The organism is Variovorax sp. 20P10.2.4, assembly GCF_058244205.1.
In genome coordinates this window covers 1-9,248 of the sequence record NZ_JBZAYE010000275.1, presented here as the reverse complement: position 1 = coordinate 9,248, position 9,248 = coordinate 1, and the positions used below count along the sequence as shown (strand labels likewise).

General features: G+C 67.8%; 11 protein-coding genes. All 11 read left to right on the top strand.

The window, feature by feature from the left end:
* A partial coding sequence (locus AC27VN_RS23140) for a TOBE domain-containing protein (RefSeq protein WP_490878029.1) occupies positions 1-254 on the top strand: 254 nt, incomplete at its 5' end.
* Position 255: 1 nt separating this feature from the next.
* On the top strand, positions 256-1,335 hold the full coding sequence (locus AC27VN_RS23135) for an ABC transporter ATP-binding protein (protein ID WP_490878028.1): 1,080 nt from the start codon (positions 256-258) through the stop codon (positions 1,333-1,335).
* Entirely contained in the window at positions 1,332-2,222 is an 891-nt protein-coding gene (locus AC27VN_RS23130) for a carbohydrate ABC transporter permease (RefSeq protein WP_203201731.1), read from the top strand. The genes AC27VN_RS23135 and AC27VN_RS23130 overlap by 4 nt, the downstream gene beginning before the upstream one ends.
* Positions 2,219-3,031, top strand: coding sequence for a carbohydrate ABC transporter permease (locus AC27VN_RS23125; protein WP_296777404.1), 813 nt, complete (start codon positions 2,219-2,221; stop codon positions 3,029-3,031). The genes AC27VN_RS23130 and AC27VN_RS23125 overlap by 4 nt, the downstream gene beginning before the upstream one ends.
* Before the next feature lie 13 nt (positions 3,032-3,044).
* Positions 3,045-3,353: a DUF2160 domain-containing protein gene (locus tag AC27VN_RS23120; protein ID WP_093354762.1), complete on the top strand. Its 309-nt coding sequence runs from the start codon at positions 3,045-3,047 to the stop codon at positions 3,351-3,353.
* A gap of 101 nt (positions 3,354-3,454) precedes the next feature.
* Positions 3,455-5,185, top strand: a complete 1,731-nt coding sequence (locus AC27VN_RS23115; RefSeq protein ID WP_093354765.1) for an ABC transporter substrate-binding protein — start codon at positions 3,455-3,457, stop codon at positions 5,183-5,185.
* A gap of 233 nt (positions 5,186-5,418) precedes the next feature.
* Positions 5,419-6,402 carry a dialkylresorcinol condensing enzyme gene (locus tag AC27VN_RS23110; RefSeq protein ID WP_490878027.1) on the top strand — a complete coding sequence of 328 codons (984 nt, stop codon included), beginning with the start codon at positions 5,419-5,421 and terminating at the stop codon, positions 6,400-6,402.
* A complete protein-coding gene (locus tag AC27VN_RS23105; RefSeq protein WP_490878026.1) occupies positions 6,392-7,534 on the top strand; it encodes a beta-ketoacyl-ACP synthase III in 1,143 nt (380 codons plus the stop codon). The genes AC27VN_RS23110 and AC27VN_RS23105 overlap by 11 nt, the downstream gene beginning before the upstream one ends.
* Before the next feature lie 32 nt (positions 7,535-7,566).
* Positions 7,567-7,962 (top strand): DarG family dialkylresorcinol biosynthesis protein, encoded by a 396-nt coding sequence (locus tag AC27VN_RS23100; RefSeq protein ID WP_490878025.1) that lies wholly within the window; start codon positions 7,567-7,569, stop codon positions 7,960-7,962.
* On the top strand, positions 7,959-8,972 hold the full coding sequence (gene darH, locus AC27VN_RS23095) for a BtrH-related acyltransferase DarH (RefSeq protein WP_490878024.1): 1,014 nt from the start codon (positions 7,959-7,961) through the stop codon (positions 8,970-8,972). Before AC27VN_RS23100 ends, darH begins: the two co-directional genes overlap by 4 nt.
* A partial coding sequence (locus AC27VN_RS23090; protein WP_490878023.1) for an ATP-binding cassette domain-containing protein occupies positions 8,972-9,248 on the top strand: 277 nt, incomplete at its 3' end. The genes darH and AC27VN_RS23090, both read left to right, overlap by 1 nt.

Here is a 9,248-nt window from a genome sequence, read left to right as displayed (position 1 = left end):
CGAGCGCGCTCGACGTGGAAGCGGGCGAGGGCGACATCGCGCTGCCCGGCACCGTGGAGCTGGCGGAGATCTCGGGCTCCGACACCTTCGTGCACGTGGAGACCGCGGTCGGCGAACTGGTGGCGCAGCTCACCGGCGTGCACCGCTTCGAGCTGGGGGCCTCGATCACGCTGTACTTCAGCGCGGCGCGGGCCTATGTGTTCGATGCCGGCGAGAAGCTGGCGCGCGCGCCGGCATGGCGCAAAGGAAACTGAGATGGCCCGCATCGACCTCGACCTGGCCCACGCCTACCGGCCGAACCCGACGCAGGACAGCGACTATGCGCTGCTGCCGCTCAAGATGAGCTTTCGCGACGGCGGCGCCTATGCCTTGCTCGGCCCCTCGGGCTGCGGCAAGACCACCATGCTCAACATCGTCTCGGGCCTGCTCGTGCCTTCGCAGGGCACGGTCAAGTTCGACGGCCGCGACGTGACGCAGGCCACGCCGCAGGAGCGCAACATCGCGCAGGTGTTCCAGTTCCCGGTGATCTACGACACGATGACCGTGGCCGAGAACCTCGCGTTCCCGCTGCGCAACCGCAAGATGCCGGCCGACCAGATCAAGAAACGCGTCGGCGAGATCGCCGAGATGCTCGACATGAGCGGCCAGCTCAACCAGCGCGCCGCGGGCCTCGCGGCCGATGCCAAGCAGAAGATCTCGCTGGGCCGCGGCCTGGTGCGCAGCGACGTCTCGGCGGTGCTGTTCGACGAGCCGCTGACCGTGATCGACCCGCACCTCAAGTGGCAGCTGCGGCGCAAGCTCAAGCAGATCCACCGCGAGCTCAAGCTCACGCTGATCTACGTCACGCACGACCAGGTGGAGGCGCTGACCTTCGCCGAGGAGGTGGTGGTGATGACGCGCGGCAAGGCGGTGCAGGTGGGCAGCGCCGACGCGCTGTTCGAACGCCCGGCCCACACCTTCGTCGGCCACTTCATCGGCTCGCCGGGCATGAACTTCCTCGCGGCCCGCAGCGCCAACGGCACCATCGAGGTGGCGGGCACGCCGCTGGTGCCCACGCGCGAACTGCCGGCGGGCGAACTCAAGATCGGCATCCGCCCCGAGTACCTGCGGCTGGCCCCGGCCGGCGCCGGCGGCGCCGTGCCCGCGACGGTGGCGCAGGTGCAGGACGTGGGCACCTACACGATGGTGAGCGCCCGTACCGAGGGCGGCGACGGCAGCCCGCTCAAGGTGCGCCTGCATCCCGACGAGCAGCCGCCCGCGGTGGGCGACACCGTGTGGCTGCGCGTGCTGGACGCGCACACCTGCTACTACAAGGACGAGGAGCTGGTCGCATGAACGCCACCAACAAACCGATCAACCAGAAGGCCTGGTGGCTCGTGCTGCCGGTGCTGATCTGCGTCGCCTTCTCGGCCATCGTGCCGCTGATGACGGTGGTGAACTACTCGGTGCAGGACATCATCTCGCCCGAGCGCCGCGTCTTCGTCGGCACCGAATGGTTCGCCGCCGTGATGCGCGACGACGAGCTGCACCAGGCGCTGTGGCGCCAGCTCGGCTTCTCGCTCGCGGTGCTGCTGGTCGAGATCCCGCTGGGCATCGCGCTGGCTCTGTCGATGCCGGCCAAAGGCTGGAAGTCCTCGGCCGTGCTGGTGGTGGTGGCGCTCTCGCTGCTGATTCCCTGGAACGTGGTCGGCACCATCTGGCAGATCTACGGCCGCGCCGACATCGGCCTGCTGGGCCACGCGCTGCAGAAGCTCGGCGTGGACTACAACTACACCGGCAGCGCCACCGACGCCTGGCTCACGGTGCTGGTGATGGACGTCTGGCACTGGACGCCGCTGGTGGCGCTGCTGTGCTATGCCGGCCTGCGCTCGATCCCCGATGCCTACTACCAGGCCGCGCGCATCGACGGTGCCAGCAAGTTCGCGGTGTTCCGCTACATCCAGCTGCCCAAGATGCGCGGCGTGCTGATGATCGCGGTGCTGCTGCGCTTCATGGACAGCTTCATGATCTACACCGAGCCCTTCGTGCTGACGGGCGGCGGGCCCGGCAATGCCACCACCTTCCTGAGCCAGTACCTCACGCAGAAGGCCGTGGGCCAGTTCGACCTGGGGCCGGCGGCGGCGTTCTCGCTGATCTATTTCCTCATCATCCTGCTGCTGTGCTTCGTGCTCTACAACTGGATGCAGCGGGTGGGTACGCAAGAGGTGGAGAAAGAACAATGAACGACAAGCGGTTCCACAAGCGCAGCATCTTTTTGGTGCTGTACATCCTGTTCGCGCTGTTGCCCATCTACTGGATGATCAACATGAGCTTCAAGACGAACGAGGAGATCCTCTCGAGCTTTTCGTTCTTCCCGCAGCAGCTCACCTGGGCCAACTACGCGCGCATCTTCACCGACGAGTCCTGGTACTCGGGCTACATCAACAGCCTGATCTACGTGGCGATCAACACCGTGATCTCGCTGACCGTGGCGCTGCCGGCGGCCTATGCCTTCTCGCGCTACTCGTTCCTCGGCGACAAGCACGTGTTCTTCTGGCTGCTGACGAACCGCATGACGCCGCCCGCGGTGTTCCTGCTGCCCTTCTTCCAGCTCTACAGCACGGTCGGCCTGATGGACACGCACCTGGGCGTGGCGCTCGCGCACCTGCTGTTCAACGTGCCGCTCGCGGTCTGGATCCTCGAAGGCTTCATGAGCGGCATCCCGCGCGAGATCGACGAGACCGCCTACATCGACGGCTACTCGTTCCCGCGCTTCTTCCTCACCATCTTCCTGCCGCTGATCAAGGCCGGCGTGGGCGTGGCGGCCTTCTTCTGCTTCATGTTCAGCTGGGTCGAGCTGCTGCTGGCGCGCACGCTCACGAGCGTGAACGCCAAGCCGATCGTGGCGACGATGACGCGCACCGTGAGCGCCTCGGGCATGGACTGGGCGACCCTGGCGGCGGCCGGGGTGCTGACCATCGTGCCGGGCGCGATCGTGATCTGGTTCGTGCGCCACTACATCGCGAAGGGTTTCGCGATGGGCCGCGTCTGAGGAGACAACAGAGATGTTCGACTGGATGGTCTGGACCACCCCGGTGGCCGTTTTCTTCATCTGCATCGTGCTCATGCTGGCCGGCATGACGGTGTGGGAGCTCAAGTCGCCGACCACGCTGCGCCGCGGCTGGCTGCCGATCGCCACCACGCGCGGCGACCGGCTGTTCATCGGGCTGCTGTCGGCGGCCTACGTGAACCTGGCCTTCGTCGGCCTGGCCGACAAGTTCCAGGCCTGGTTCAGCCTCGAGGCCGAGCCCTCGGTCTGGATCAGCTTCGTGCTGTCGATGGCGCTGCTCGCGCTGATCCTGCGCAAGGGCTGAACGCGGCGCGCCTTCTTCTTTCCACAACGAATCCGGCTCTCCGCCTCCCCGGAGCCGCGATCGACAAAGCCGGGGAAGCAATCAACCGAGGAGACACGTTCATGAAGATGCGCTACACAGCGTTGGCGTTGGCGGCTGCGATGTTCGCCGCGCACGGTGCGTCGGCCGGGGAGGCCGAAGCCAAGAAATGGATCGACAGCGAGTTCCAGCCTTCGACCTTGTCCAAGGACAAGCAGATGGAGGAAATGAAGTGGTTCATCGAGGCCGCGAAGAAGCTGCAGGCCAAGGGCGTGAAGGAGGTGTCGGTCGTTTCCGAAACGCTGACCACCCATGAATACGAATCGAAGACGCTGGCCAAGGCCTTCGAGGAGATCACCGGCATCAAGGTCAAGCACGACCTGATCCAGGAAGGCGACGTGGTCGAGAAGCTGCAGACCTCGATGCAGTCGGGCAAGTCGATCTACGACGGCTGGGTCTCCGACTCTGACCTGATCGGCACCCACTACCGCTACGGCAAGATCATGTCGCTGACCGAGTACATGGGCGGCGCGGGCAAGGAGTTCACCAACCCCGGCCTCGACCTCAAGGACTTCATCGGCACCAGCTTCACGACCGCGCCCGACGGCCAGCTCTACCAACTGCCCGACCAGCAGTTCGCCAACCTCTACTGGTTCCGCGCCGACCTGTTCGCGCGCAAGGACCTGCAGGACAAGTTCAAGGCCAAGTACGGCTACGACCTGGGCGTGCCGCTGAACTGGAGCGCTTATGAAGACATCGCCGAGTTCTTCAGCACCGACGTGAAGACCATCGACGGCAAGCCGATCTATGGCCACATGGACTACGGCAAGAAGGACCCGTCGCTGGGCTGGCGCTTCACCGATGCCTGGCTGTCGATGGCCGGCGCGGCCGACAAGGGCATCCCGAACGGCATGCCGATCGACGAATGGGGCATCCGCGTGGCGGCCGACAAGTGCACGCCGACCGGTGCCTCCGTGTCGCGCGGTGGTGCCACCAATTCGCCGGCCGCGGTCTACGCGCTCACCAAGTACATCGACTGGATGAAGAAGTACGCGCCCAAGGAAGCCATGGGCATGACCTTCGGCGAATCCGGTCCGGTGCCGGCGCAGGGCCAGATCGCGCAGCAGATCTTCTGGTACACGGCCTTCACCGCCGACATGACCAAGAAGGGCCTGCCGGTCGTCAACGAGGATGGCTCGCCCAAGTGGCGCATGGCCCCCGGCCCGAACGGCCCGTACTGGAAGCAGGGCATGCAGAACGGCTACCAGGACGTGGGCTCGTGGACCTTCTTCAAGGGCCACGACGCCAACAAGACGGCCGCGGCCTGGCTCTACGCGCAGTTCATCACCGCGAAGACCACCTCGCTGAAGAAGTCGATCACCGGCCTGACCTTCATCCGCGACAGCGACATCCGTTCGGACTACTTCACGCAGAACGCCAACAAGTACGGCGGCCTGATCGAGTTCTACCGCAGCCCGGCGCGCGTGGCCTGGACCCCGACCGGCACCAACGTGCCCGACTATCCGAAGCTCGCGCAGCTGTGGTGGAAGAACGTGGCCGAGGCCGTGACGGGCGAGAAGACCCCGCAGAAGGCGATGGACAACCTGGCCGACGAGATGGACAACGTGATGGCCCGCCTCGAGCGCGCCGGCATGGCCAAGTGCGCGCCCAAGCTCAATCCCAAGGGCGACCCGGCCAAGTACCTGAGCGACGACCACGCGCCGTGGAAGAAGCTGGCCAACGAGAAGCCCAAGGGCGAGACCATCGACTACAACAAGCTGCTGACGGCCTGGAAGGAAGGCAAGGTTCGCTGATCGGGACGATCGCCCGAACCCTGCCCGAACCTTACCGGAAGGGGCCGTGCCGCGAGGCGCGGTCCCTTTTTGCATGCGCGCCAGGCATGCGGCCCCGGGGCCTACGAGTCCTCGTACGCCGCGCGTCGTCGGTGGGCCGCATCCTTTCGATGCATGACCTATGGCAGATGCGCGATGCCGGGGCATCGCGTACATTCGACGGCCCTTCGAACCGCCCACCCGTGAATTCCAGCTTGTCCAGCCCTTCCGAGGCCGTCGCGCCGCCCATCGCCAAGCGCGTGCTCGTGATCCACTATTCGCAGACCGGCCAGCTCGGCAGCGTCGCCGAGCGGATCGTGGCGCCGCTGCGCGACGACCCGGCGATCGCGGTGCACGTGGAGACGCTGCGGCCGGTGCGGCCCTTTCCGTTCCCCTGGGGCTTCATCCGCTTCTTCGACGCCTTCCCCGAGACCGCGCACATGAAGCCGCCCGCGCTGCAGCCGCTGGCGCTCACGGGCGAGGAGGACTTCGACCTCGTGATCCTGCCCTACCAGGTGTGGTTCCTCGCGCCCTCGCAGCCGATCACGGCCTTCCTCAGGCACCCGGTGGCGGCGCGCCTGCTCCAGGGCAAGCCCGTGGTCACCGTGATCGCCTGCCGCAACATGTGGCACCTCGCGCACGAGAAGCTCAAGGGCCTGCTGGCCGCCATCGATGCGCGGCTGATCGACAATGTGGTGCTGACCGATCCGGGCCCCACGCTCGCCACTTTCTTCACCACCCCGGCCTGGCTGGTCTGGGGCCGCAAGCGCGGCTTCTGGGGCATGCCCGATGCGGGCCTCGAGCCGGGCCAGATCGCGCGCACCGTGCGCTTCGGCCGCGCGCTGCGCGATGCGCTGCACCAGGGGCTCGAGCGCGGCACCGCGCCGCTGCTCGCGGGCCTGGGCGCGGTCAACGCCAATGCGCGGCTGCTGGTCAGCGAGAAGGCCGGCACGCGCAGCTTCTTCCTCTGGGGCAAGCTGCTGATGGCCGCCGGCGGTCCCGGGGCCTGGCAGCGCAAGCCGCTGCTGGTGCTGTACGTGCTGTTCCTGCTCGCGCTGATCGTCACCGTGGTCCCGGTGAGCCTCACGCTGCAGGCGCTGCTGCGCCCTCTGCTGCGAGGGTGGCTGACTAGAATGACCGCCCATTTCGAGTGGCCCTCCGGCTCGGCCACGGACCGTTCCCATCTCTATGACGACTGATGTCTTCCTGACCCGTACCGCCGCCTTCCTGCCTTTTGCTCCGGTCAGCAACGAAGACATCGAAGAAGTCCTGGGCCGCGTCGGCGATCGGGTGTCGCGTGCGCGACGCCTGATCCTGCGCAGCAACGGCATCCAGTCGCGCCACTACGCGATCGACCGCGCGACCGGGCTGCAGGCCATGAGCAATGCCGAGCTCACCGCCGCGGCGATCCGCGACCTGGGCACGCCCGAGGAACTGGGGCGCATCGACTGCCTCGTCACCGGCACCTCGATGCCCGACCAGCTGATGCCCAACCACGCGGTGATGGTGCACGGCGAGCTCGGCTGGCCGCGGCTCGAGGTGGTGGCCTGCGCGGGCATCTGCCTGGCCGGCGCCACCGCCCTCAAGCACGCCTGGCTCTCGGTGCGCGCGGGCGATGCCGAGCGCGCCGTGGCCACCGGCTCGGAGCTGGCCTCGCCGCTGATGCGCGGCTCGCGCTTCGAGGCCGAGATCGAGCACCGCATCGACCTGCTCGAGACGAATCCCGAGATCGCGTTCGAGAAGGACTTCCTGCGCTGGATGCTGTCCGATGGCGCGGGCGCCGTGCTGCTGGAGCGCGCACCGCGCGGCCCGCTGTCGCTCAAGGTCGAATGGATCGATCTCTCCTCGGCCGCGCACGAGCTGCCGGTGTGCATGTATGCCGGCGCCGACCGCAACGCCGACGGCAGCCTCACCGGCTGGGCCCGCACCGCGCCGCGCGACTGGCACCGGGACTCCACCTTCGCGATCAAGCAGGACGTGCGGCTGCTCAACGAGAACATCGTGCGCGCCACGCTCGGCGAGCCGCTCGCCGCCATCGTCGAGAAGCGCGGCCTGCGGCCCGATGACGTCGACTGGTTCCTGCCGCACCTGTCGTCGAGCTATTTCGTGGAACCGGTGGCGCGCTGCCTCGAGCAGATGGGCTTCGCGATTCCGCGCGAGCGCTGGTTCAGCAACCTGGTGCGCAAGGGCAACACCGGTTCCGCCTCGCCCTACATCATGCTCGACGAGCTGTTCCGCTCGGGCCGCATCCGGCCCGGCCACAAGCTGCTGATGTTCGTGCCCGAGAGCGGCCGCTTCTCGAGCGGTTTCATCTACCTCGAGGCCGTCTGACACGAAGCCGATGCCGAAGGAGAGACGCTGACATGGACCTCGACGCAGTTCCCCAGGAAGGCAACGCCACGCTCGCGGGCCATGCCAAGCTGATGTACGCGCGCGATGCGCAGGGCCGCGTGGTCACGACCACTTCGCGCGGCTGGGAGGCCGAGGAGATCGTCACCACCCACGCGGTCGACACGCTGGTGGCGCAGGCCGCGGCCGCGCGCGAGCGCGTGGCGCAGGGCCTGGCCTCGCCGCTCGAATACTGGATGTACGACCGCCGCATGGATGTCGCGCTGCTGTCGCAGACCAGCGGCTTCTGGCAATGGCGCGTGCGGCGCCACCTGCAGCCGCGGCACTTCGCGGCGCTCTCCGGGGACCAGCTCGCGCGCTATGCGCAGGCGCTGGGCCTGTCCGTCGCCGCGCTCAAGGAACTGCCATGAATGCCATCGCCGCACCGGTCGCCGAAGCCGGCTTTCGCCACAGCCAGGCCGCCCACTGCGAGAGCGGCGTGATCTCGAGCCTGATGCGCCACCACGGCGTGCCCGCGATGACCGAGAGCATGGCGCTGGGCCTGTCCTCGGGCCTGTCGTTCGCCTACCTGCCGTTCATCAAGCTCTCGGGCCTGCCGCTGATCTCCTACCGCATGCCGCCGCGCGCGATGATCAAGGGCCTGCTCGCGCCGATGGCCGCGCGCTTCCGCTTCGAGACCTTCAGAAACCCCGAGGACGGCCAGCGTCGGCTCGACGCGCTGCTCGCCGACGGCCACCTCGTGGGTCTGCAGACCTCGGTCTACTGGCTGCCTTACTTCCCGCCCAACATGCGCTTCCACTTCAATGCGCACAACCTGCTGGTCTACGGCAAGGAGGGCGACGACTACCTGATCAGCGACCCGGTGTTCGAGGAGCCGGTGCGCTGCGCCAGCGCCGACCTGGCGCGCGCGCGCTTCGCCAAGGGCGTGCTCGCGCCCAAGGGGCTCATGTACTACCCGCAGGCGATCGAGCGCAAGGCGGTCGACGCGGGCGCGGTGCGCAAGGCGATCCTGAAGACGGTGCGCAACATGCTCGCGCCGGTGCCCATCGTCGGCGTGCGCGGCATGCGCACCCTGGCCGGCCGCATCGCGAAGCTCGCGCCCGCCGATCCGCGCACCGTGGCCTTCATCGGCCACCTGGTGCGCATGCAGGAGGAGATCGGCACCGGCGGCGCCGGCTTCCGCTTCATCTACGCGGCCTTCCTGCAGGAGGCGGCCGCGCTGCTCGGCAAGCCGCAGCTGCTGCAGATGTCCGACCGCCTCACGGCCATCGGCGACGACTGGCGCGCCTTCGCGCTCAAGGCGGCGCGCATGGTCAAGGGGCGCGAGGCGGTCGATCCGGCGAAGCTCGCGGCGCTGCTGCGCGAGCAGGCGCAGCGCGAGCAAAGCTTCTTCCGCGACCTCAAGGCCGCCGTGTCCTGATGCTCGAACTGCAGGGGCTGAGCCACCGCTACCCGCACGCCCAGGCGAACGCGCTCGACGCCGTGTCGCTCACCGTGCCGCGCGGCTGCGTGCTCGGCCTGCTCGGGCCCAACGGCGCGGGCAAGACCACGCTGATCTCGCACCTGTCGGGCGCGCTCGCGGTGCAGTCGGGCCAGATCCGCATCGATGGCGTGCCGCTCGCGCAGGTGCGCGCGCAGGCGCCCACGCGCATCGCGGTGGCGCCGCAGGACCATGCCTTCTACCCGATGCTCACCG